Origin of the sequence: Actinomadura montaniterrae (assembly GCF_008923365.1) — a bacterium.
GTDB lineage: Bacteria > Actinomycetota > Actinomycetes > Streptosporangiales > Streptosporangiaceae > Spirillospora > Spirillospora montaniterrae.
This window is the reverse complement of sequence record NZ_WBMR01000057.1, coordinates 1-22222: the sequence shown is the minus strand read 5'-3', so window position 1 is coordinate 22222 and position 22222 is coordinate 1. Positions and strand designations below refer to the sequence as shown.

Genomic DNA, 22222 nt, shown 5'->3' with positions numbered 1-22222 from the left:
TGCCGCCATCATCGCCCGACCAGCCCGAATGCGGATAGGTCCCGCAGGAACGTGGCCGGATGAGGGCGGCGGCCACTGCCGCCGTGACCTGATCGTTACGGTCCGTAGGCATGATCGGACGTCCGGCTTGATCAGACCAGGAGGAGGACGCCATGGGACGCGCGAAGACCACCGGCCACGGATGGGTCGGTTCGGTGCTGCCCCTCCTCGCCCTGGTCGTCGGCGGCTCGCTCGGCATCGCGACCGGCGCCTGGCTGGAGATCGAGGACGTCTTCGGACCGCCCGCCGCGGGCGTCCTGGCCGGCGAGATCGTCGCCGCGGCGGTGGTGTTCCTCGTCGGCTTCCGCAAGAACAGCTCGTGGACGCCCCAGGGCCGGGTGTGGACGCGGGAGCACAGCTACGGCGGCCACGGCGTCCAGTGGCTCGGCGTCACCGTCGCCCTCGCCATCGCGGTGCTCCCGTTCTCCATCATGTTCGAGAAGGTGACCGCACCCGGACTGAACTGGGTGGGCCTCGTGGCGGCGATGGCGGCGACGGCCGGCGTCAGCCGCCTGATCTACGTGAAGACCTGCGCGACCGTCATCGACGCATGAGAGCCGCGGTCCCCAGCGCCAGCACGAGGAGGACGGCCGCGGCCCCGAACGCGATCTGGGCCGCGGCCGCGGACCCGTGCGGCAGCGCGTGGAAGAACGCGGTGCCGAGGACGGCGATGCCGAGCGTCCCGCCGAACTGCTGGACGGCGTTGAGCAGCCCCGCCGCCGACCCCGTCTCGTGCGGCCGGACGCGTGCCAGCGCCGCCGTGAAGAACGGGACCGTGAACAGCCCGTTCCCCGCCCCCACCAGGACGAGCGCGCCGAGCAGCGGCCACGGGTAGGCGTGCGGGTAGGCGCGGTAGACGGGGATCGCCGCGCAGACCCCGGCCAGCATGACCGCGAGCCCGGCGGGCATCAGCCGCGGGCCGAAGCGCGGGACGAGCCGGGTCCCGGCGAGCCAGGACGCCGCGGCCATCGCGGCCGACCAGGGCAGCAGCGTGAACCCGGCGTTCAGCACGTCCCGTCCGAGCCCGATCTGGACTTGCAGGACGACGACGACCATGAGCCCGTTCATCACCGCGAAGAACACCGTCGAGGTCGCCAGCGCGGCGGGGAAGCCGCGGTCCGCGAACAGGCTCGGCTCGACGAGCGGGGCCGCGGCCCGACGCTGGTGCAGCGCGAACACTCCCAGCACCGCGGCGCCGCCGGCGAGCATCGCCCACGTCCACCCCGGCCACCCCGCCGAATCGCCCTGGATCAGCGGATACACGACCAGCGCCGCGCCGGCGGTGGCGAGGGCCGTGCCGGCGGCGTCCAGGCGGGGCCGCCGCTCCGCCCGGTCCTCGCGCAGCAGCGGCACGGTCGCGAGCACCCCGGCGGCGAGGGGCAGGTTCACCAGGAACGCCGCCCGCCACGACACCGCGTGGGCGAGGACGGCGCCGAGCACCGGCCCGCAGACCGCCGACAGCCCCATCACCGGCCCGATGCTCCCGAACGCCTTCGCCGTCTCGGGCCCGTCGAACATCGCGCGGATCAGCCCGATCGTCTGCGGGACGATCAGCGCCGCGGCGGCGCCCTGCACGGCCCGCGCCGCGATCAGCGCGCCCGCCGACGGCGCCAGCGCGCAGCACGCCGACGCGGCCGCGAACCCGGCGACCCCGAGCGCGAACACCCGCCGCCGGCCGGCGATGTCGCCGAGGCGCCCGCCGGTGATCAGCAGCACCGCGAACGGCAGCGTGTAGGCGGCGCTGAACCACTGGATCCCGGACTCGCCGCCGCCGAGGTCCCGCCCGATCGCCGGCGCCGCGACCTGCACGATCGTCGCGTCGAGCAGGTTCATCGCCTCCGCCGCCAGCAGCGTGGCCAGGGCCGCCCACCGCCACCGGTGGACCGCCCGGGTCCGCGTCTCCTCCTGCACCCGCATGGCACGTCTCCTTTCGGTTCCGTGCCCCAGCCTCGGAGCGGCGCCGCACCGCGTTCCAACCACGGCGCTGAAATAGCGGATATCTTCCATCCGAGCGCCGGAGATGAGGGATCGTGATGCTGGACGAGCTGGACCGCGCCGTCATCCACGCGCTGCACATCGACGGGCGCGCCCCGTTCAGCCGCATCGCGGACGTCTGCGGTGTCTCCACGCAGACCGTGGCGCGCCGCTACCGGCGGCTCCGCACCGAGGCGGGCCTGCGCGTAGTCGGCGTCCTGGACCGCGACACCGGCCCCGGGACGCACTGGACGGTCCGGCTGACCTGCACGCCCGCGGCGACGCGGACGCTCGCGCACTCGCTCGCCGCGCGGCCCGACACGTCCTGGGTGAAGCTGACGTCCGGCGGGACGGAGATCTTCGCGATCGTGCACGTCCCGGATTCCCCCGGAGACAAGGGAGACACCGACGCCCCGCACGCCATGCTGCTGCACGACGTCCCGCGCCGCGCGGGCATCACCGCGGTCTCGGCGCACTGCCTGCTGCACACCTACCTCGGCGGCCCGACCGCCTGGCGCGGCATTACCCGCGCGCTCTCCCCCGAGCAGCAGGAACGGCTGAGACCGCCCGCGACCGACCCGGCCGACCCGGCCGACCCGCGCCCGCTGACCGGCGCGGACCACGCGCTCCTCGACGTCCTGCGGCACGACGGCCGCGCCGGCTACACCGACCTCGCGGCCGCGACCGGCTGGTCACAGGCGACGGCCGCGCGCCGCCTCGCCGGCCTGCGCGCCCGCGGCACGCTGTTCTTCGACGTCGAGGTCGACTCCGCCCTGCTCGGCGGCACCACGCAGACGCTGATCTGGATGTCGGTCGCCCCGGGCCGGCTCGACGACGTCGCCACCACCATCGCCGGGCACGACGAGCTCGCCGTCGTCGCCGCGACCACCGGCCCCACGAACCTGCTCGCGCAGGCGCTCTGCGACGGCCCCGCCGACCTGCACCGCTACCTCACCCGCGAGCTCGGCGCCCTGGACGGCATCCGCACGCTGGAGACCGCGCCCGTCCTGCGCACCCTCAAGCGCGCCGGTGCGGTCAGAGCTTCTCCACCGGCGCGAACCGCAGGACGAGGCGCTTGACGCCGTACTCGCCGCCGAAGTCGACGCTGGCGGCGGCCTTGTCGCCGGCACCGTCCACCGACACGACCGTGCCGAGCCCGAACGAGTCGTGGGTGACCTTGTCTCCCGGCGACAGGGCCGGGACCTCCCGGTTGCCCGGCGACTTCACGCCCGGCCGGGCCGCCATCCGCGACATCGCCGACGACGACGCGGACGACGCCTCCCGCTCCCAGTCGATCAGGGTGCCGGGGACCTCGCCGAGGAACCGGGACGGCGGGTTGACCTGCGGCGCGCCCCACGAGCTGCGCATCGTCGCCCGGGACAGGTAGAGCCGCTGCCGCGCGCGCGTGATGCCGACGTACGCGAGCCGGCGTTCCTCTTCGAGCTCCTTGGGGTTGCTCATGGCGCGCAGGTGCGGGAAGACCCCGTCCTCCATGCCGGTGAGGAACACGACCGGGAACTCCAGGCCCTTCGCGGTGTGCAGGGTCATCAGCGTGACGACGCCCTGGTCGGTCTCCTCGGGCTGCTCGCCCGGCGGGACCGGCCCGCCCTTCGCGCCGCCGGGGATCGAGTCGGCGTCGGCGACCAGCGCCACCTGCTCCAGGAAGTCGGGCAGCCGGCCCTCGGCGGACTCGCCGTCGAGGCGCTCCTCGAACTCGCGGGCGACCGCCTCCAGCTCGCGGAGGTTCTCCACGCGGGTCTCGTCCTGCGGGTCCTTGGAGGCCTGCAGCTCGGCGAGGTAACCGGACCTGTCGAGGATCTGGACGACCAGGTCCGCCGGCGTCGACGACTCGGCGGCGGCGCGCAGCTCGTCCAGCAGCAGGACGAACTCGCGGACGGAGTTGATCGACCGCGTCGCCATGCCGGGCACGTCCTCCGGGACGCGCAGCGCCTGCCAGAACGAGATCCGCTCGCGCGACGCGTACGCCTCGACGCACGCCTCCGCGCGGTCGCCGATGCCGCGCTTCGGCACGTTCAGGATGCGGCGCAGCGAGACGGTGTCCTCGGGGTTGGCGAGGACGCGCAGGTAGGCGAGCAGGTCGCGGATCTCCTTGCGCTCGTAGAAGCGGACGCCGCCGACGACCTTGTAGGGCAGGCCGACGCGGATGAACACTTCCTCGAACACACGCGACTGCGCGTTGGTGCGGTAGAAGACCGCAACGTCGCCGGGGCGGGCGTCGCCCGCGTCGGTGAGCCGGTCGACCTCGTGCGCGACGAACGCCGCCTCGTCGTGCTCGTTGTCGGCCACATAGCCGGTGATCTTGTGGCCCTCGCCCTGGTCGGACCAGAGCCGCTTCGGCTTGCGGTCGGCGTTGCGCTCGATGACCGCGTTCGCCGCCGACAGGATCGTCTGCGTGGAGCGGTAGTTCTGCTCCAGCAGGATCGTGGTCGCGTCGGGGTAGTCGCGCTCGAACTCCAGGATGTTGCGGATCGTCGCGCCGCGGAACGCGTAGATCGACTGGTCGGCGTCGCCGACGACGCACAGCTCCGCGGCGCCGACGCCCTCGACCGGCGCGGTCAGCTCGCGGACCAGCTCGTACTGCGCGTGGTTGGTGTCCTGGTACTCATCGACGAGGACGTGCCGGAACCGGCGCCGGTAGTGCTCGGCGGCCTCCGGGAACACCTGCAGCAGGTTGACCGTCATCATGATCAGGTCGTCGAAGTCCATCGCGCCGGCCTGCTGCAGCCGCGCCTGGTACATCTCGTACGCCTCGGCGAGCGTCTGCTCCATGTGCGTGGACGCGCGGTTCTTGAACGTCTCGTAGTCGATCAGCTCGTTCTTCAGGTTCGACACCTGGGCGCTGAACGACTTCGGCGGGTACCGCTTGGGGTCGAGGTCCAGCTCGCGGCAGACGAGCGCCATCAGCCGCTGCGCGTCGGCCTGGTCGTAGATCGAGAAGCTCGTGGGGAAGCCGAGCCGCTTGGCCTCCCGGCGCAGGATCCGCACGCAGGCGGAGTGGAACGTCATCACCCACATGGCCCGCGACCGCGGCCCGACGAGGGCGTCGACGCGCTCCTTCATCTCGGCGGCGGCCTTGTTGGTGAAGGTGATCGCGAGGATCTGGCCGGGGTGCGCGCCGCGCTCGCCCAGCAGGTGGGCGATGCGGTGGGTGAGCACGCGGGTCTTCCCCGACCCGGCGCCCGCGACGATCAGCAGGGGGCCGCCGGAGTGCACGACGGCGGCGCGCTGCTGCTCGTTCAGGCCGTCGAGCAAGGGGTGAGCTTCGGTCTTCGACATCACGTGCGAGTGTACGGCGCCGCGCCGACGTTTTCGGCGGCGGCGCCGCGGCGCGCGGGTCGCCCGCGCCTCCCGGAGATCACCAGTCCGGATGAGGACACCGGCCTCACCGGTCGCCTTTCCGGGTTGACTCGACCTTGTGACGGGCGGAGCGTAGGCCGCGCGGGCGGTCCCGAACGACGAGGCACCGCCGGCACTCCCGCCAGATGACCGCCGGGGGTGCCGCACGACCGCCCGCGGCCGCGTAGGGCCATCGGGGGCTCGCGCACGGTGACGGAAGGTGGCATCGATGACGATCCACCAGGAGGAACGCCAGATCCAGCAGAGCGGACGCCGGGGCGTGGAGGTCCCCGAGGCCCTCACGGGCCGGATGGCGCCGCGATTCCGCGTCGAGGGGGCGGCCGCCGCCCCCGTCCCGGCGCCGCGTCCGGTGCCGATCCCGGTACCGGTCGCGACCGGGCACCGCTTTCTCGTCTACAAGCAGGACCCGTCGGTCGCCGACCTCGGCGTCCGGCTCACGTTCGTCCCCTCGGTCGTGCTGAACGGCCCGGCCGACGCCCGCGCCAGGACGGACCTGGCCGGCACGACACCGGTCGCCCGCAACGCCAGTGGCGACTTCGTGTTCGCGCCCAACTCGCCGCAGTTCGACTGCGCGCACACCTTCGCGGTCGTCCGCGAGACGATCGCGATGTACGAGCGGCACAACGGCGGCAACCCCATCCCGTTCGCGTGGAACGTGGGCGGCAACACCGACCCCATCACGGTGTTCCCGCACGCCGGGGAGGGCGCCAACGCGTTCTACAGCCGGACGGCCAAGGCGCTGAAGTTCCTGTTCTTCACGCCGCAGGGCCAGCCGCCGTCGAGCGTCCTCTACACGTGCCGGTCGCTCGACATCGTGTCGCACGAGACCGGCCACTCGGTGCTGGACGGGCTGAAGCCCGGCTGGCTGTCGGCGGGGAACCCGCCGCAGACCGGCGGCCTGCACGAGTCGTTCGGCGACCTCACCGCGATCTTCCTGGCGCTGGCGCAGCCGGACCAGGCCGAGGCGTTCGTCTCCCTGACCAAGGCGAACCTGCACGACCGGTCGTTCCTGCCGGAGCTCGCGGAGGAGTTCGGCAAGGCGCTCGGCATGCCCGCCGGGCTCCGCAACGCCGACAACGACCTCAAGCTCAGCCAGGTCGGCAACGAGGTACACGCGATCTCGCAGGTGTTCACCGGCGCGATCTACGACGTCCTCGCCGACGTGTACCTGTTCGAGACGGCCCGGCAGCGCCGCACCAAGGACCTCACCGTCCTGCTCATGGAGGTCGCGCAGGGGCTCTGCAAGCTGCTGTTCGACGCGATCGTGGCGGCCCCGGCGACGGGCGCGCTGTACGTGGACGTCGCGAACAAGATGCTGCAGATCTCGGCCGGCCGCGGCGACCCGGCGATCTACCGGACGTTCATCCGGAACCGGTTCGCGGTCCGCGAGATCACGACGGCGGCGACCCCGCTGCGCGACCTGATGAGCGGCGAGATGCGGATGACCGACGCCGACTACACCGGCGACGGGCAGGACGTCACGGAGGTCGGGCCGCACGACGAGCACTCGGCGAGCCTGCGGGCCGAGCAGGACCGGTCGCTGTGCTGCGGCACGATGCAGATGCCGGAGTACCAGGTCGTCGCGCCGGAGAAGCTGGCGAGGCGCGGCTCGCTGGACGACGACGACATCCTCCGCGACGAACTGGACGAGCTGCGCCGCGCGTTCAGCAAGTAGGGGACCGGACCAGGGAGAGGGAGGCCGGACGGCGATGCGCGTGACGGTCGAGAGCACGGGCGGCTTCACCGGCCGCGCGGTGGTGGTCGCGCGCTACGACACGTCCGGCCTCCCCGCCGGCCGGGCGGAGCGGGTGCGGCGGGCGGTCGACGCGCTGGCCGCCGCGCACGCCCGCGGGGACACCGGGGAGATCGGGGCGGACCTGCCCGGGTACCGGGTGACGGTGGACGACCCGGACGGCGGCGCCGAGGCGCCCCGCGTGTACGAGGTGCGCGGCGACCCGTCCGAGCCGTCCCCCATCGGCGTCCTGCTCGACGACCCGGGAATCGGCGGCGCGGAACCCGGCGATCCCGGCTGATCAGGTCTTGCGGTGCTCCCGGGCGGACTCGGCGGCGGCGTGCACGGCGGGGAGGTCGGCGCCCGTGGCGGCCATGGACGCGGCGGCGACCGCGCCCTCGACCAGCGGCGCGTCGGCGAGCAGGATCCGCTCGCCCTCGGCGTCCTCGATGAGCATCTTGGCGGTCAGGACGGAGCTGCCGATGTCGGCGAGCAGCAGCACGCCGTCACCGCCGTCGGCCCGCGCCACGGCGTCCTCGACCAGGTCGATGCTTGTGCCGAGGCCGCCCTCGGAGTCGCCGCCGGCGGGTTCGACGACGGCCTTCCCCACGCCCATGGCGCGGGCCACCTCCGCGACGCCCTCGGCGAGCGTCCGGCTGTGCGAGATGATCACGATCCCGACCACGGTCACTCCCGTCCGGTGACGTCGGCGAGCGCGCGCAGGACGAGCGCGGTGGACGAGGCGCCGGGATCCAGGTGGCCGGTGCTGCGCGGGCCGAGGTAGCTGGCGCGGCCCTTGCGCGCCTGCATCGGGACGGTCGCGGCGGCGCCCGCGTCCGCGGCGTCGGCCGCGGCGCGCGTGGAGCCGGCGAGATCGGCGCCGCCGTCGAGCGCGGCCGCGTAGGCGGCGGCGGCCGGGGCCAGCGCGTCGACCATGGTCTTGTCCCCCTCGTTCGCCTGGCCGAGCTCCTGGACGCCCTCCAGCGCGGCCTTCAGCGCGGCGCCGACCGCGGCGGCGTCCGCCTCGGACGCGTCGCCGAGCGCCTTGCCGGCGCGGCGCAGCGCCGTGCCGTAGAGGGGGCCGGACGCGCCGCCCGTCTTGGACACGATGGCCCGCCCGGCGGCGATCAGCACCTTGCCGGGCCGCGTCTCGCCGAGCTCCGCGTCGCCGGGGAGGGCGGCGACGGCCGCGGTGAACCCGCGGTGCAGGTTGTGGCCGTGGTCGCCGTCGCCGATCGCCGCGTCCAGCCTGGTCAGCCGCTCGGCCTCGGCGGACACCAGCTCGGCGGCGCGGCGGATCCACGCCGCCGCGCCCCGCGCGTCCAGCCCCGCGCTCGCCTGCCCGGTCACCGGCCCCACCGCAGCGCGGGCGTCTCGACGGGCGCGTCCCAGAGGCGGGTCAGGTCGGGCGTCAGCCGGCACACGCTGATCATGCTGCCGGCCATCTCCAGGCTCGTGACGTACGGGCCGACCAGCGGGCGGGCGACCGTGGCGCCGTGCCCCTCCAGCCAGCGGGCCGTCGCCGCGTAGGCGATGTACTGCTCCATCAGCGGGGTGCCGCCCATCCCGTTCACCAGCACGAGCAGCTCGGATCCCGACACCGGCATGTCCGCGTCGATCGCGCTGAGGGACGCGTCCACGATCGCGTCGGCGTCCGCCAGCGGGACGCGTTCGCGGCCGGGCTCGCCGTGGATGCCGATGCCGAGCTCCATCTCGCCCTCCTCGAGCTGGAACGTCGGCTCCCCGGCGGCGGGCACCGTGCACGGCGACAGCGCGACGCCGAACGAGCGGCTCCGCTCGTTGACCTCGCGGGCGACGGCGGCGACGGACGCGAGGTCGGCGCCCTCCTCCGCGAGCGCCCCCGCGATCTTCTCTGCGAACAGGGTGGCGCCGGTGCCGCGCCGCCCGGCGGTGTAGAGGCTGTCCTCCACGGCGACGTCGTCGTTGACGATCACCGACGCGACCTCGATGTCCTCGTCCTCGGCCAGCTCCGCGGCCATCCGGAAGTTCAGCACGTCGCCGGTGTAGTTCTTCACGATGTGCAGCACGCCCGCGCCGCCGTTCACCGCCATCGTCGCGGCGATGATCTGGTCCGGGACGGGCGAGGTGAACACCTGGCCGCAGCAGGCCGCGTCGAGCATCCCGTGGCCGACGAACCCGGCGTGCAGCGGCTCGTGCCCGGAGCCGCCCCCCGACACCAGGGCGACCCGGCCGGCGCGCGGCGCGTCCGCCCGCACGACCGTGCCGTTCTCGGGATCGACCCGCAGCGACGGATGCGCGGCGGCGAGGCCGCGCAGCGCGTCGGCGACCACGTTCTCCGGATCGTTGATGAGTTTGCGCATGTCTCAGCTCTACCCCGGCACGGCGCCCCGTCCCAGGCCCAATCACGATCTTCACGTGCCGGTTATCGGGATGCCGCCGGCGGCCCTCCCGGCATAGGTTGCACGGGTGACGAAAGCTCCCGTTCTGCTGTTCGACTGCGACACCGGCATCGACGACGCGCTGACCCTGCTCTACCTCGCCTCCCTCGTCCGCGCGGGCGAGGCCGAGCTCGCCGGGGTCGGCACGGTGCACGGCAACATCGACCCGCTGACCGGGGCCCTCAACACGCTGCGCGTGCTGGAGGCGGCCGGGATGGAGGCGGGCGAGAAGGGGGTGCCGGTCGCGGTCGGCGCCGCCCGCCCGATGGCGCAAGACGTCCACTACGCGCTCGACTGGCACGGCCGCGACGGCCTCGGCGACACGAACCCGCCGGACCCGGCGGGCCGCCCGGTCGCCGAACCGGCCGCCGCGCAGATCGTCCGGCTGGCGCGGGAGCGGCCCGGCGAGCTGACGCTGCTCGCGACGGGCCCGCTGACCAACCTCGGCGCGGCGCTGCTGCTGGACGAGGAGCTGCCGGCGCTGGTCCGCGAGGTGGTCGTGATGGGCGGCGCGTTCGGCCACCCCGGCAACATCACCACGCACGCCGAGGCGAACATCTGGCACGACCCGGAGGCCGCCGACCTGGTGTTCGCGGCGGACTGGCCGGTCGTCCTGGTGCCGCTGGACGCGACCCACCCGACCGCCGTCCACGACGACTGGCTCGACCGGCTGGCGGCGCACGACTCCCCCGTCGCGCGGTTCGCCGCCCGGATCCTGGAGTTCTACGCCGACGCCTACACGCCGACGCTGCGGCGCCGGGGCGCCGTCATCCACGACGCGCTCGCCGCGATGCTGGCGGTCGACCCCGGTCTCGGCGAGTACGTGCAGCGGCCGGTGCGGGTGGAGCTGCGCGGCGAGCTGACGCGCGGCACGACCGTCTGGGACGCGCGGTCCCTGCCCGCCGACGACACCCGCCGGCCGGTGAAGGTGGCGGTCGGCAGCGACGTGCGGGCCTTCCAGGAGCGCCTCCTCGCGGCCGTGCTGTCGCTCTGACCGGCCGCCGCCGCGGCGGCCTGCGGGTTCGCGGAAACCCTGATCTTGGGTGTGCCCGTATCCGTTCGGAGACTTTATGGTTGAAGCCGTGACCAATGTTCTGGACGACAGCGGGCTGCAGCGGATCCTCGCCGTGATGGCGCATCCGGACGACGTCGACTTCGGCTGCGCCGGGTCGGTGGCGGGCTGGACGGACCAGGGCATCGAGGTCGTGTACCTGATGGTCACCGACGGCGACGCGGGCGGTTTCGACGACGGCGTCACCCGGGAGGAGATGGCGTCGCTGCGCCGCGAGGAGCAGCGCGCGGCGGCCAAGTGCGTCGGCGTCACCGACGTCCGGTTCCTCGGCTACCCGGACGGGCGGGTCGAGGCGACGCTGGAGCTGCGCCGCGACATCGCCCGCGTGATCCGGCAGGTGCGGCCCGACCGGGTGCTGATGCCGAGCCCGGAGCGCAACTACGAGCGCATCTACCCGAGCCACCCGGACCACCGCGCGGTCGGCGGCGCGGCGCTGGACGCGGTCTACCCGGACGCGCGCAACCCCTACGCGTTCCCGGAGCTGCTGGCCGATGAGGGCCTGGAGGCGTGGACGGCCCGCGAGGTGTGGCTGAGCGGCGGCCCGGTGGTGAACCACTACGTCGACATCACCGACCAGTTCGACCGGAAGGTGAACGCGCTCCGCGCGCATGCGAGCCAGACCTCCCACATGGGCGACGAGCTGCCGAACATGCTGCGCGGCTGGCTGTCGGCCAACGCCAAGGCGGCCGGGTTCGGGGACGGGCGGCTGGCCGAGGGCTTCCAGGTCGTCGACACGGCCTGACCGGCGGACCGCGCCGAATCTCGGATCAGTCACGCTCCAAATTCATTGGGTTACCAGCCGTTATCTTCCCTGAATCGGGCATACACCCGCTGTGTCCTGACTCAGGGGGGATGTCATGCCGCATGAGATCGAGGCCACCGCCACCACCTACGCCGCCCCAGAAGTGATCTTCAAGCATCTCTTCGTGGCGGACTCCTGGGACGAGTGGGCCTCCTTCTGGGCCCGCGCCCGGCACGAGGTCGTCGCCTACGACCCGCCGCGCCACTGCGGCTACGTCGCCATCGCCGGGCTGCCGCGCGGCTACCGCGTCGACATCACGCTGGAGCCGCACGGGGTGAACACGCTGATCCGCTGGCGCGGGGCGTTCGACGGGCGGATCCCGGGCACCGCGCCGCTGAAGCGGGCGATGCTGCGCCGCCGGTTCGGCTCGTTCGCGCGCCGCGTCGCGTGGCACGCCGAGCGCTGCGAGCCGGGCTGCCCGGCCCGGCTGCCCGTCGAGTTCTGACCGCGGGCCGGGCGCCGACGAGGCCGCGGACGCGGCGCGGTCGGGGCGCAGGCGCGGCGCTGGCGCGGCGCTGGCGGGGCCGTCCCGGGCGCAGGTGATCTTCCCGTTCCGGCGGGTAGGAGCCGTGGTGATCATGGCGGCCCCCGGGGGACGGGCCGCCGTCGCGCGAATCGGGGGATCGCATGCGGCGCAGCGTCACCGTGCTCGGCATCGCCATCGGTGCCGTGGCCGCCGGAACGGGCATCACCTGGACGATGACGCACGGGCACCCGCCCGGCGGCGTCCACCGGGCGGAGCACGGCTCCTCCGGCGGACGGGTGGTGACGGTCGCGAAGGCACCGATGTTCGATCCGCTCCGGCTGCGCGGCAACGTCCTGGCCTACCTGCGGGACCGGCCGGGGCACGCGGGCGTGATGGCGGCGGACCTGCGCGGCGGCACGGCGTTCGGGGTGAACGAGACGTCCCGGTTCGTCACCGCCAGCGTCATCAAGGTCGACATCCTGGCGGCGCTGCTGCTGCAGCACCAGCGGCAGGGCGTCGGCCTGTCGGACGGGGAGCGGGTGCTGGCCGGGCGGATGATCCGCAAGAGCGACAACGACGCGGCGGACGCGCTGTACGCGGACATCGGCCGCGACGCGGGGCTCCAGAACGCCAACGCGGCGTTCGGCCTCGGGCACACCGTGCCGTATCCGGTGTCGTGGGGGTCGTCGTGGACGAGCCCGTCCGACCAGGTGCGGCTGGTGCGGATGCTCGCCTCGGACGGCGGCCCGCTCACCGCGGCGAACCGCCGGTACGTCCTCGGGCTGATGGGCTCGGTGACGCCGTCGCAGGCGTGGGGGATCAGCGCGGCGGCGCGTCCCGGCGAGAAGGTCGCGCTCAAGAACGGGTGGGTGCCGCTGCGGTACGAGGGCAACGGCTGGGCGGTCAACAGCATCGGCCGGATCACCGGCGGCGGCCACGACTTCGTCGTCGCGGTGTTCAGCGGCGACAGCCCGACGATGGCGGCGGGCGTGGCGACGGTCGAGCACGTCTCGTCCATGGTGGTCTCGGCCCTGCGCGAGGCCGGGCGCGAGGCGGGCTGACCCCGGCTCTCAGCGGGACGTCAGGCCGGTGAGCGGAGCGTCAGCGTTCTGTCAGCGCGTGCGGTGAGCCTTCGGGAAGGCGGCACGAACTTCCGAAGGAGCGGCTCATGCGCAGCAGCAACGTCCTGATCTCCGGTGCGAGCATCGCCGGCCCGGCCCTCGCGTACTGGCTCGACCGGTACGGGTTCGCGGTGACGGTCGTGGAGCGGGCGCCCGGGATGCGTCCCGGCGGGCAGGCGATCGACGTGCGGGGGCCGGCGCTGGACGTCGCGGACCGGATGGGGATCCTGGACGCGGTCCGCGGGCTGAGCACCGACCTGCGCGGCATGTCGGTCGTCGGCCAGGACGGCGAGGAGATCTTCCGCACGACCGAGCGCACCGCCAGCGGCGGCGACCTCGCGAGCCCCGATGTCGAGATCCTCCGCGACGACCTCGCCGAGCTGATCGCCGGGGCGGGCGGGGACCGGATCGAGTACCTCTTCGACGACGCGATCGCCGGGCTGGAGCAGCGCGGCGACGGCGTCCGGGTGATCTTCCACGGCGGCGCGACCCGGACGTTCGACCTGGTCGTCGGCGCCGACGGGCTGCACTCCAACGTGCGGCGGCTGGCGTTCGGCCCCGAGGAGGCCTACCTGCGCCACCTCGGCAGCCACCTCGGCGTGTGGACGGCCCCGAACCTGCTGGGCCTCGACCGCTGGCAGACGATCTTCCCGGTGCCGGGGAACGCGTGGGGCGCGATGGCGATGAGCGTCCGCGGCAACGCCGAGCTCCGCGTCTACATGGGGTTCGACTCGCCCGTCCCTGTCGCCTACGACCCGCGCGACGTCAAGGACCAGAAGCGGCTGCTCGCGAGCCGCTTCGCGGGCGCGGGCGGGGAGATCCCGCGGCTGCTGGAGACGATGCGCGGCGCGCCGGACTTCCACTTCGACGCGATGGCGCAGATCCGCATGGACGCCTGGTCGGCGGGACGGGTGGCGCTGCTCGGCGACGCCGGGTACTGCGGTTCCCCCGCGTCCGGCCAGGGCACCAGCATGGCGATGGTCGGCGCGTACGTCCTGGCGGGCGAGCTGAAGGCCGCCGGCGGCGACCACCGCGCCGCGTTCGCCGCCTACGAGGCGGAGCTGCGCGACTTCGTCACGGCGAACCAGGATCTCGCGCTCGGGAACATCGAGCGGAACCGCGACCGGATCGCCGCCGAGATGGGCGTGGCGGAGGCGGGCGAGGAGCAACTGGACGGCATCTCGGCCGTCACGGAGTCCTACAAGCTGCGCGACTACTGAGGGCTCCGGTCGGGCCGATCGCACGGGGTCCGGGGTCGGGCTGAGCGGCGGGCCGGCCGCCCAGCGGAGACGCCGGAGATCAGCCGCGGATGGGGCGGGTGAGCTTCTTGCCCTCGGCGGCGTTCACCGCCAGGCAGGTCACGGCGCGGTCTCCGTCCCGCCACGAGTCGGCGGTCGGGTAGTAGAACGACCGGCCGAGGTGCGCGGCGGCCGGGTCGCGGTCGAGCCTGCGCTGGATGCGCAGCTTGCAGCCGGTGGAGGCGAGCCGGCTCATCTCCTGGTCGGTGGGCATCACGGTCTGCGTCAGCTTGAAGACGGCCAGCACCTCGCCGTCGTGCGGGCCGGTGCAGGGCACCTTCTTGACGCTCTCCACCTCGACCGGCGGGGCGGACTCGTCCGCCGGGGCGCCGGACGAGACCGGGTCGTTGATGCAGTCGCCGACCTTCATGGTGTACGCGTCGATCTTCTCCGGCCTGGTCGTCTTCGGCTTCGGCGTGCCGTCCGGGCCGGTGGCGGAGGACGAGGAGTCCGAGCCGGGGATGACGAGGTAGCCGATCGTCCCGCCGACGATCCACAGCGCGGACAGCACGATGCCGGCGATGGCGAGGCCGCGGCCCTTGCCGCCGCGGTCGGCGATCTGGCGCAGCGAGACGAAGCCGAGGACGGCGCCGACGATGCCGCAGCAGCCGAGCAGTCCGGTGACGAACGCGGCGATGGCCATGCCGTTGGTCTTGTCGTCCCGCGGCGGCCCGGAGCCGTAGGCGGGTCCGGACGGCATGGGCGGCGGCGGGTAGGGGGCCGCGGGGTCGGGGCCCGGCTGCGCGGGCCCGGGAGGTGGGTAACTCATGGGAGGCGACCCTGTCACATCCCGCGCACCACTTGATCATGATGCCCGACATTCCGGACATTACATTTTGCTCACACCCATTACGGCGACGTAGCACGGAGTGAGCGGCCCTCCCATCGCAAAGCGATCGGTACCGATTGCTAAGCTATGACCATGGAGCCACCGGACCCGCGCGCCGAGCGGATCGCCGCGGCGCTGCGCCAGATCAGCGCCGGGTTCGCGGCCCTGGCCGACGCCGTCGCCGCCGACCCCGCCGGACCGCCGGAGGAGAGCCGCCACCTCGCGCTCATCACCGAGTGGGGCCGGCAGGGCCTCACCAGGGCCGAGGCCAGCGCGCTGTTCCGCAAGCACGGCTTCTCCCCGCAGGCCGCCGGCGGCTGGGTCCGCGGCGACTGGCTGGAGATCCGCGACGACGGCCGCCGCTACCTCACCGAGCTCTCGCTGAGCTGGCGGGCCGGACAGGAGGACCCCGAATGACCGTCACCGCCGAACCGTTCAGCGTCCGGATGGACGTCCGCGTCTACGAGATCGACCCGCAACTGCACCTCAACGGCGGGTTCTACGTCCAGTACGCCGACCACGCGCGCTACGCCTGCGTGCAGGCCGCCGGGGTGTCCGTCGAAGACCTCGTCCGCGGCGGCCTCGGGCCCGTCAACCTGGAGACCGTGATCAAGTACCACCACGAGCTGCGCGGCGGCGACCAGGTCGACGTGACGTGCGAATGGGAGTGGGGCGGCGGCAAGACCTACCGCGTCCGCCACGCGTTCCGCCGCGCGGACGGCACCGTCGCCGCCGAAGTCGCGCACGTAAGCGGCCTGCTCGACCTCGAGGCGCGGCGCCTCGTCGCCGACCCCCGCGAAGCCTGGCGCGCGAGGGCGAGCAGGCCGGAACTCCTCGGCCTGGACTGAGGCCCCCGCCGAGAGGCCGCCCGCCGAGAGGCACCCGCCCAGAGGCACCCGCCCAGAGGCACCCGCCGAGAGGCACCCCGGCGGGAAGCCGCCCGCCGCAAGGCCGCCCGGCGGAAGGCCGTGCGCTACACCAGGCGGCGGGCGGCCGCCCAGCGCGACAGCTCGTGCCGGTTCGACAGCTGGAGCTTGCGCAGCACGCTGCTGACGTGCGTCTCCACCGTCTTCACCGAGATGAACAGCTCCTTCGCGATCTCCTTGTAGGCGTAGCCGCGGGCGATCAGCCGCAGCACGTCCCGCTCCCGCTGCGTGATCTGGTCGAGCTCCGGGTCCACCGCCGGGACGTCCGTCGCCGCGAACGCGTCCAGCACGAACCCCGCCAGGCGCGGCGAGAACACCGCGTCGCCCTCCGCGACCCGGCCGATCGCGTCCGTCAGCTCCGGCCCCGAGATCGTCTTGGTGACGTAGCCGCGCGCGCCGCCCCGCACCACCCCGATCACGTCCTCCGCCGCGTCCGACACCGACAGCGCCAGGAACCGCGACGGCACCACCCCGGCCAGCCGCCGCAGCACCTCGATCCCGCCGCCGCCGGGCAGGTGTACGTCCAGCAGCACCACGTCCGGAGTCGTCGCGCGGATCACCGAGACCGCCTCGTCGACGTCGCCGGCCTCCCCGACGATCTCGACGCCGCCGCCGAGCTCCGCCTTCACCCCGGTCCGGAACATCTGGTGGTCGTCCACCAGCACGACCCGCTTCAGCTCGCTCACACCCTGCTCCTTCGCGGGAGGAAGGCCCCCGCACCCCGCGGTCCGCTCATGCCTTCTCCATTTCCAGCCGCACCTCGGTGCCCTCCCCCGGGGCCGTGCGGACGGTGGCCTTGCCGCCGTTGCGCTCCATGCGTCCGATGATGGACCCCCGGACGCCCATCCGGTCCTCCGGGACCTGATCCAGGTCGAATCCCTTCCCCCGGTCCCGCACGAAGATCGCGACCTTCTCCCCCTCCACCTCCGCGTACACCGACACCGACGGCGACTCCGCGTACTTCGCGGCGTTCACCATCGCCTCCCGCGCCGCCTGCAGCGCCGCGCCCAGCCGGTCGTCCAGCTCGGTGTCCCCGACGCACACCACCTCGATCGGCACGCCGTGGTCGTCCTCGACCTCGCCCGCCACCGCCTTGATCGCCGCGGCGAACGTCTGGTCCGGGTCCGAGCGCGGCTGGTAGAGCCACGTCCGCAGCGTCCGCTCCTGCGACCGGGCGAGCCGCTGCACCTCCCGCGCGTCGTGCGCGTTCCGCTGGATCAGCGTCAGCGTGTGCAGCACCGAGTCGTGGATGTGCGCCGCCAGCTCCGCCCGCTCCTGCGACCGGACGCGCTCGGCGCGCTCGGTGTCGAGGTCCTGCCAGAGCCGCACCACCCACGGCGTCACGATCAGCGTCACCCCGGTCAGGATGATCAGCATCGCGATGACGACCGACCGGGCCTGCCCCACGTCCACCCGCTGCGCGACGAACCCGCCGATCCCGCCGACGACCAGCAGCAGCCCGAGCAGGCTGCGCAGCCAGCGCTGCCGCAGCGGCAGCACCCACCGCTGCCGCTGGTCCCGGTCGGCCTGCTGCCACAGGATCGCGGCGCCGACGCCGCCGAGCACGAACGGCCAGATCGCCCACTGCATCAGCCCGCCGGCCTTGCCCGCCGCCCCCCACGGCAGCGCGGCCAGCCCCAGCGTGACCACCGCGTAGACGGCGAGCTGCCCCCAGTCGCGGCCCCGCCGCCCGGCCGCGCCCTCCCGCGCGGGCACCAGGATCCAGAACGCGCCGTACGCGGCGAGCCCGAGCCCGCTCGCCACCGTCAGCAGGACGAACGCCGACCGGACGATCAGCACGTCGACGCCCAGGTGCGCGGCGAGCCCGCGCGCCACGCCCGCGACGAGCCGCCCGTCCGGCACCCGTTCGAGCCGCGCCGCCTCGGGCACGGCCGACGGCGCGGCCGTCACCCCGCCCGCCGCCCCCGCGTCCCGCGGGCCTTCGCCACGTACTCCCACGTCACCGATCGTCACACGCCCCCGGGCCCGCCCGCATCAGGGCCGCACCCCGAATTCCCTCAGGGTCCGGGATCAGAGGGGCGGGGGGATCTCGGGGTCCGGTCAGGGTCGTCCCCGATACCGCGCCGCGTGCCGGGCGGCCACGATGGTGGACATGGCTGAGGAGCGGAACGCCGGCGAGCGCCGGCGGCTGGCGCGGGATCCGGAACGGCGCGTGATCGCCGGGGTGTGCACCGGGCTCGGGCGGTACACGGGCATCGACCCCGTCGTCTTCCGCGTGGGGTTCGGGCTGCTGGTCCTCGCGCACGGGCAGGGCGTCTTCCTCTACATCGTCGCCGCGCTGCTGATGCCGGCGAGCCCCGGCGAGTCGTCGGCCGCGGAACGGCTGTTCCGGCGGTGGTTCGACGCGCCTGCGGTGCTGTCGGCGCTCGGCGCGCTGCTGTGCGTCGGCGTCGCGCTCAGCCTGTTCGGCGGCGTCTCGACGGACTCGATCGCGGTGCTGGTCGTGTTCGGGCTGGTCATGCTGGTCGCCCACGCGCGGGGCGTCGACCTCGTCGGCGCGGCCCGGGCCATCCCCGAACGGTTCGCCGGTCACCCGCCGGGCCCGTCCCCCGAATGGACGGCAGGCAAGAGCGTCTCGCTGGAGAAGGAGGCGCCGGCCTGGACGGGCGGCGGCCTCCCCGAAGGAATGATCGACCTCGCCACCTACGGCCGGGCCCGTACCGCGGAACCATCCGCGGAACCGCCCGTGGAGCCGTGGGAGGACGCGCCCCCGCCGGAGCGGCGGCGCGAGCGCCCGAAGTCGCCCGCGGCGACGATCACGCTGCTGGCGGCCATGGCCACCGGCGCCGCGCTGATCCCCGTCGCCCGCGGCTACCCGGCGCCCGAGTCGGCCCTGATCGTCATGGCGCCCGCGCTCGCGGTCGTCGGGCTGGGCCTGATCGTCGGCGGCTGGTTCCGGACGCGCGGCCTCGCCGCCGTGGGAACCCTGCTCGCCCTGTCGCTGCTGGCCACCTCGGTCGCGGCGCACCTGCCGGAGAACCTGAAGTACGGCGACATGGAGTGGCGGCCGATGAACGCGACCAGCACGCACCAGGAGTACCGGATCGGCGTCGGGCAGGGCACCCTGGACCTGACCGCCCTGCCGCTCGCGACCGGCCAGCACGTCTCGGTCGACGCGCGGGTCGGCCTCGGCGGGATGGAGGTCAAGGTGCCGCAGGGCGTCCGCGTCCGGCTCGACGCCCGGATCGCGCTCGGCGACCTGCGCATCGAGCACCGCACGACCAGCGGCCCGAACGCCAAGGTGATCCGCGTGCTGGAGCCCGAGGGAGCGGCCGTGAAGAACCCGCCCGAGATCGACCTGCGCATCCGCGGCAAGGTCGGGGACGTGGACGTGCACCGTGTCTGAGCGGCCGTACAGGTTCGACCCGGCGGGGCCGGTGACCGGGATCTTCTTCCTCCTGCTCGCGGGGATCTTCCTCGCCGACGGGCTGTCCGGCGGCCACGCCGTCGAGGTCGCGGTGATGGTCCCGGTGGTGCTCATCGGGCTCGGCGTCGTCGGGACCGTCCGGGTGCTGACCCGGTCGAGGCGCAGACGGCTGAGGTGACAGGAGTCACCCCCGGACCTGGGAACATCCGGTCCGGGGGCCGCTGTTCGAAGGATTCGTGAAGTTCTCCGGGAAGAGCGTCCTGCTCGTGGCACGGCTGCACGTGGACCTGTGCCGCCTCGCCAGCGTGCTGTGTAGCCGCTGAAGCCTCTCGCGCCCACAGCCCGTCCCCTTTTCACAGCCGGTTCCCGGCTGCCCTGGAGAACCCCTCGATGAACCTCCGTGTCTGGAAATGGCAGTTCTGGCAGCAGATCGTGCTGTCGCTGGTGCTCGGCGTCGCCGCCGGCGCCCTGATCAACAACTTCGGCGGCGGGGAGAAGACCGCCGCCGACTGGCTCGACCCGTTCGGCGACGTCTACGTCAGCCTGCTGAAGGTCGTCGTCGTGCCGCTGGTGTTCGCCGCGATCGTGGTGAGCGTCGGCCGGCTCCGCAACGTCGGCAGCGTCGCCCGGCTCACCGCGAAGACCCTCGGCTGGTTCGTGGTGACCTCGGCGATCGCGACCGCGATCGGGCTGACCGTCGCGCTGCTGATCAAGCCGGGCCAGGGGCTCGGGAAGCTCGCCAGCGAGTCCGCGGCGACCGACCCCGTCACCTGGACGCAGGTGCTCCACAACCTGTTCCCGTCCAACATCGTCAAGGCGATGGCGGACGGCAACGTGCTCGGCGTCGTCACGTTCGCGGTGCTGTTCGGCGCGGCGCTGGTCGCGATCGGGCCGCGCGGCGAGCGGCTGACGAGCCTCATCGACGACCTGTACGTCGTCATGCAGAAGGTCGTCTGGTGGGTCGTGCGGCTCACCCCGATCGGGTCGTTCTTCCTGATCGGGTCGGTCGTCGCGACCTACGGGCCGAGCTCGCTCGCGCCGCTGGCGAAGTTCACCGGCGCGATCTACCTGGCCGTCGCGATCATGCTGCTGGTCGGGTACCCGGTGCTGCTGCGCGCGTTCGGCCGGGTGAGCCCGCTGAAGTTCCTGCGCAACTCCTGGCCCGCGATCCAGTTCGGGTTCGTGTCGTCGTCCTCGCTGGCGACGCTGCCGATCGCGCAGCGGGTGTCGATCGAGCGCAACGGCGTCCAGCGCGAGTACGCGAGCTTCGCGCAGCCGCTCGGCGCGACGATCAAGTTCGACGGCTGCGGCGCGATCTACCCGGCGGTCGCGGCGGTGTTCGTCGCCCAGTACACCGGCGTGCACCTCGGCATCGCCGACTACGCGCTCATCGCGCTCGCCGCGGTGATCGGGCAGCTCGGCACCGGCGGCACGCCCGGCCCGGCGCTGGTCGCGCTCACGCTGACCCTCACCACGGTGGGGCTGCCGCTGCAGGCCGTCGGCTACCTGATCGCGATCGACAAGGTCATCGACATGGCCCGGACGGCGCTGAACGTCACCGGCCAGCTGACCGTCCCGGTGCTGGTCGCGCGGTCGGAGGGGCTGCTGGACGAGGCGGTGTTCAACGGGCCGCCGAAGGAGCTGACGTCGAGCCCGTCCACCCCGGACGAGGCCGGCGAGAGCGGCGGCACCGGCGAGGCGCCGGCCCGCGACCGGGCGCCGGAGCCCGTTCCGGCCTGATCCCCGCCAAGCCGATCTCCACGAGGACGACGCCCGCGCCCTGTTCGGCGCGGGCGTCGTTCGTGTGACCCGTGCCGCACCGCCCGGACATCCCCGTCCGGCGGGGACGCGAAGTAATGTGATCCCAACGGCAGGTGATCGGGGATCGAGGTGTGATGGCAGGGCAGCCCGGTGTCCCGGAGGCCGGCGGCACGGACGTGCTGCCGGGCTCGCGGTCCGCCCTGGATCCCGGCCGCGCGATCAAGCCGGGGCGGCACGGGCTGTCGCCCGAGACGGTCGCGGGCATCCAGCGCGAGCGGCTCATCGACGCGTTCGTGCAGGTGGTGTCGGAGCGCGGGTTCGCGCACACGACGATCGGGCGGGTGACCGAGGGCGCGGGCGTCACGAAGAAGACGTTCTACACGCACTTCACCGATCTGGACGACTGCTTCCTGGCCGCCTACCAGCGCGGCATGGACATCCTGCTGCGGCGGATGGCGGAGGCGTACGAGGCGGCGCCGTCGTGGCCGGACGGGATCCGGGCGGCGCTGCGCCGGATGCTCGCGATCCTCGCGGCGGAGCCGCGGTTCGCGCGGGCGTCGCTGGTGGAGGTGAACGCCGCGGGGCCGCAGGTGCGGCAGGCGCGGATCGACAACCTCGCCCGGTTCCGCGGGTTCTTCGAGGACCCGTCGCTGCCGCCGGTCCCGGTCGCGGTGATCGACGCGATCGTCGGCGGGATCTACAGCGCGATCCACGTGCAGATGGAGACGGGCGAGGCGGAGGAGCTGCCGTCGCTGCTGCCGGCCCTGACCTATTTCGTGCTGCTCCCGCTGATCGGCCGCGAGGCGGCCTCCCCGTACCTGACCGGCGACCCCTGACCCGGCCGCTCCCCGCGCAGCCCAGCAGGCGCGCGGGCATGGGCCGACGCGCGCGGGCATGGGCCGACGCGCCCGGGCATGGGCCGACGCGCCCGGGCATGGGCCGACGCGCCCGGGCATGGGCCGACGCGCCCGGGCATGGGCCGACGCGCCCGGGCATGGGCCGACGCGCCCGGGCAT

At 73.7% G+C, this 22222-nt stretch carries 24 protein-coding genes; 16 read left to right on the top strand and 8 right to left on the bottom strand.

From position 1 onward, the window contains the following. Positions 1-152: 152 nt before the first annotated feature. Complete coding sequence (locus tag F9B16_RS20540; RefSeq protein ID WP_151541720.1) at positions 153-593, top strand: hypothetical protein; 441 nt, start codon at positions 153-155, stop codon at positions 591-593. Here the strand turns inward: F9B16_RS20540 and F9B16_RS20535 are convergent. Beyond that, a complete protein-coding gene (locus F9B16_RS20535) occupies positions 580-1956 on the bottom strand; it encodes an MFS transporter (protein ID WP_151541719.1) in 1377 nt (458 codons plus the stop codon). The two genes, F9B16_RS20540 and F9B16_RS20535, sit on opposite strands and share 14 nt — an antisense overlap. Before the next feature lie 116 nt (positions 1957-2072). On the opposite strand from F9B16_RS20535, the gene F9B16_RS20530 reads away from it, so the two are divergent. After that, entirely contained in the window at positions 2073-3092 is a 1020-nt protein-coding gene (locus F9B16_RS20530) for an Lrp/AsnC family transcriptional regulator (RefSeq protein ID WP_151541743.1), read from the top strand. Here the strand turns inward: F9B16_RS20530 and pcrA are convergent. After that, entirely contained in the window at positions 3049-5310 is a 2262-nt protein-coding gene (gene pcrA, locus F9B16_RS20525; protein ID WP_192808892.1) for a DNA helicase PcrA, read from the bottom strand. The two genes, F9B16_RS20530 and pcrA, sit on opposite strands and share 44 nt — an antisense overlap. Positions 5311-5599: 289 nt before the next feature. On the opposite strand from pcrA, the gene F9B16_RS20520 reads away from it, so the two are divergent. Continuing rightward, positions 5600-7066 carry a gluzincin family metallopeptidase gene (locus F9B16_RS20520; RefSeq protein WP_151541718.1) on the top strand — a complete coding sequence of 489 codons (1467 nt, stop codon included), beginning with the start codon at positions 5600-5602 and terminating at the stop codon, positions 7064-7066. Positions 7067-7100: 34 nt separating this feature from the next. Further along, on the top strand, positions 7101-7424 hold the full coding sequence (locus tag F9B16_RS20515; RefSeq protein ID WP_151541717.1) for a protealysin inhibitor emfourin: 324 nt from the start codon (positions 7101-7103) through the stop codon (positions 7422-7424). On the opposite strand, the gene dhaM is transcribed toward F9B16_RS20515, so the two are convergent. From dhaM to dhaK, 3 genes are read right to left on the bottom strand one after another with little or no spacing between them, the layout of a single operon-like run. After that, positions 7425-7808: a dihydroxyacetone kinase phosphoryl donor subunit DhaM gene (gene dhaM / locus F9B16_RS20510; protein ID WP_151541716.1), complete on the bottom strand. Its 384-nt coding sequence runs from the start codon at positions 7806-7808 to the stop codon at positions 7425-7427. A gap of 2 nt (positions 7809-7810) precedes the next feature. Further along, positions 7811-8473 carry a dihydroxyacetone kinase subunit DhaL gene (gene dhaL, locus F9B16_RS20505; protein ID WP_225991801.1) on the bottom strand — a complete coding sequence of 221 codons (663 nt, stop codon included), beginning with the start codon at positions 8471-8473 and terminating at the stop codon, positions 7811-7813. Then, a complete protein-coding gene (gene dhaK, locus F9B16_RS20500) occupies positions 8470-9465 on the bottom strand; it encodes a dihydroxyacetone kinase subunit DhaK (protein ID WP_151541715.1) in 996 nt (331 codons plus the stop codon). Before dhaK ends, dhaL begins: the two co-directional genes overlap by 4 nt. A 106-nt stretch (positions 9466-9571) precedes the next feature. Here dhaK and F9B16_RS20495 point away from each other — a divergent pair, with 106 nt between their 5' ends. From F9B16_RS20495 to F9B16_RS20475, 5 genes are all read left to right on the top strand, one after another. Further along, entirely contained in the window at positions 9572-10537 is a 966-nt protein-coding gene (locus tag F9B16_RS20495) for a nucleoside hydrolase (protein ID WP_225991800.1), read from the top strand. Positions 10538-10673: 136 nt separating this feature from the next. Continuing rightward, positions 10674-11357: a PIG-L deacetylase family protein gene (locus tag F9B16_RS20490; RefSeq protein WP_225991806.1), complete on the top strand. Its 684-nt coding sequence runs from the start codon at positions 10674-10676 to the stop codon at positions 11355-11357. Between the two features lie 115 nt (positions 11358-11472). Beyond that, positions 11473-11862: an SRPBCC family protein gene (locus F9B16_RS20485; protein ID WP_151541713.1), complete on the top strand. Its 390-nt coding sequence runs from the start codon at positions 11473-11475 to the stop codon at positions 11860-11862. A 182-nt stretch (positions 11863-12044) separates the two neighbouring features. After that, positions 12045-12944, top strand: coding sequence for a serine hydrolase (locus F9B16_RS20480; RefSeq protein ID WP_151541712.1), 900 nt, complete (start codon positions 12045-12047; stop codon positions 12942-12944). A gap of 107 nt (positions 12945-13051) precedes the next feature. Then, a complete protein-coding gene (locus tag F9B16_RS20475) occupies positions 13052-14224 on the top strand; it encodes an FAD-dependent monooxygenase (protein WP_151541711.1) in 1173 nt (390 codons plus the stop codon). A 79-nt stretch (positions 14225-14303) separates the two neighbouring features. Here the strand turns inward: F9B16_RS20475 and F9B16_RS20470 are convergent, their stop codons facing one another. Further along, positions 14304-15071 carry a DUF4190 domain-containing protein gene (locus F9B16_RS20470; protein WP_151541710.1) on the bottom strand — a complete coding sequence of 256 codons (768 nt, stop codon included), beginning with the start codon at positions 15069-15071 and terminating at the stop codon, positions 14304-14306. A 153-nt stretch (positions 15072-15224) separates the two neighbouring features. On the opposite strand from F9B16_RS20470, the gene F9B16_RS20465 reads away from it, so the two are divergent. Further along, complete coding sequence (locus F9B16_RS20465; RefSeq protein ID WP_151541709.1) at positions 15225-15548, top strand: hypothetical protein; 324 nt, start codon at positions 15225-15227, stop codon at positions 15546-15548. Further along, the gene (locus F9B16_RS20460) at positions 15545-15979 is read left to right on the top strand and encodes an acyl-CoA thioesterase (protein ID WP_151541708.1); all 435 of its coding nucleotides are present in this window, start codon (positions 15545-15547) and stop codon (positions 15977-15979) included. Before F9B16_RS20465 ends, F9B16_RS20460 begins: the two co-directional genes overlap by 4 nt. 125 nt (positions 15980-16104) lie before the next feature. Here the strand turns inward: F9B16_RS20460 and F9B16_RS20455 are convergent, their stop codons facing one another. Both F9B16_RS20455 and F9B16_RS20450 read right to left on the bottom strand, forming a co-directional pair. Next, complete coding sequence (locus F9B16_RS20455) at positions 16105-16734, bottom strand: LuxR C-terminal-related transcriptional regulator (RefSeq protein WP_225991805.1); 630 nt, start codon at positions 16732-16734, stop codon at positions 16105-16107. A 55-nt stretch (positions 16735-16789) separates the two neighbouring features. After that, a complete protein-coding gene (locus tag F9B16_RS20450) occupies positions 16790-17968 on the bottom strand; it encodes an ATP-binding protein (protein WP_404800510.1) in 1179 nt (392 codons plus the stop codon). Positions 17969-18170: 202 nt separating this feature from the next. On the opposite strand from F9B16_RS20450, the gene F9B16_RS20445 reads away from it, so the two are divergent. The 5 genes from F9B16_RS20445 to F9B16_RS20430 all read left to right on the top strand — a co-directional run bounded on the left by F9B16_RS20445 (position 18171) and on the right by F9B16_RS20430 (position 22042). Beyond that, positions 18171-19424: a PspC domain-containing protein gene (locus F9B16_RS20445; RefSeq protein ID WP_192808891.1), complete on the top strand. Its 1254-nt coding sequence runs from the start codon at positions 18171-18173 to the stop codon at positions 19422-19424. Beyond that, complete coding sequence (locus F9B16_RS20440; RefSeq protein WP_151541705.1) at positions 19417-19623, top strand: hypothetical protein; 207 nt, start codon at positions 19417-19419, stop codon at positions 19621-19623. Before F9B16_RS20445 ends, F9B16_RS20440 begins: the two co-directional genes overlap by 8 nt. Before the next feature lie 58 nt (positions 19624-19681). Then, complete coding sequence (locus tag F9B16_RS54145) at positions 19682-19768, top strand: putative leader peptide (RefSeq protein WP_360747061.1); 87 nt, start codon at positions 19682-19684, stop codon at positions 19766-19768. Between the two features lie 67 nt (positions 19769-19835). Continuing rightward, positions 19836-21185: a dicarboxylate/amino acid:cation symporter gene (locus F9B16_RS20435; protein WP_151541704.1), complete on the top strand. Its 1350-nt coding sequence runs from the start codon at positions 19836-19838 to the stop codon at positions 21183-21185. A 155-nt stretch (positions 21186-21340) separates the two neighbouring features. Beyond that, positions 21341-22042: a TetR/AcrR family transcriptional regulator gene (locus tag F9B16_RS20430; RefSeq protein WP_151541703.1), complete on the top strand. Its 702-nt coding sequence runs from the start codon at positions 21341-21343 to the stop codon at positions 22040-22042. Positions 22043-22222: the final 180 nt, after the last annotated feature.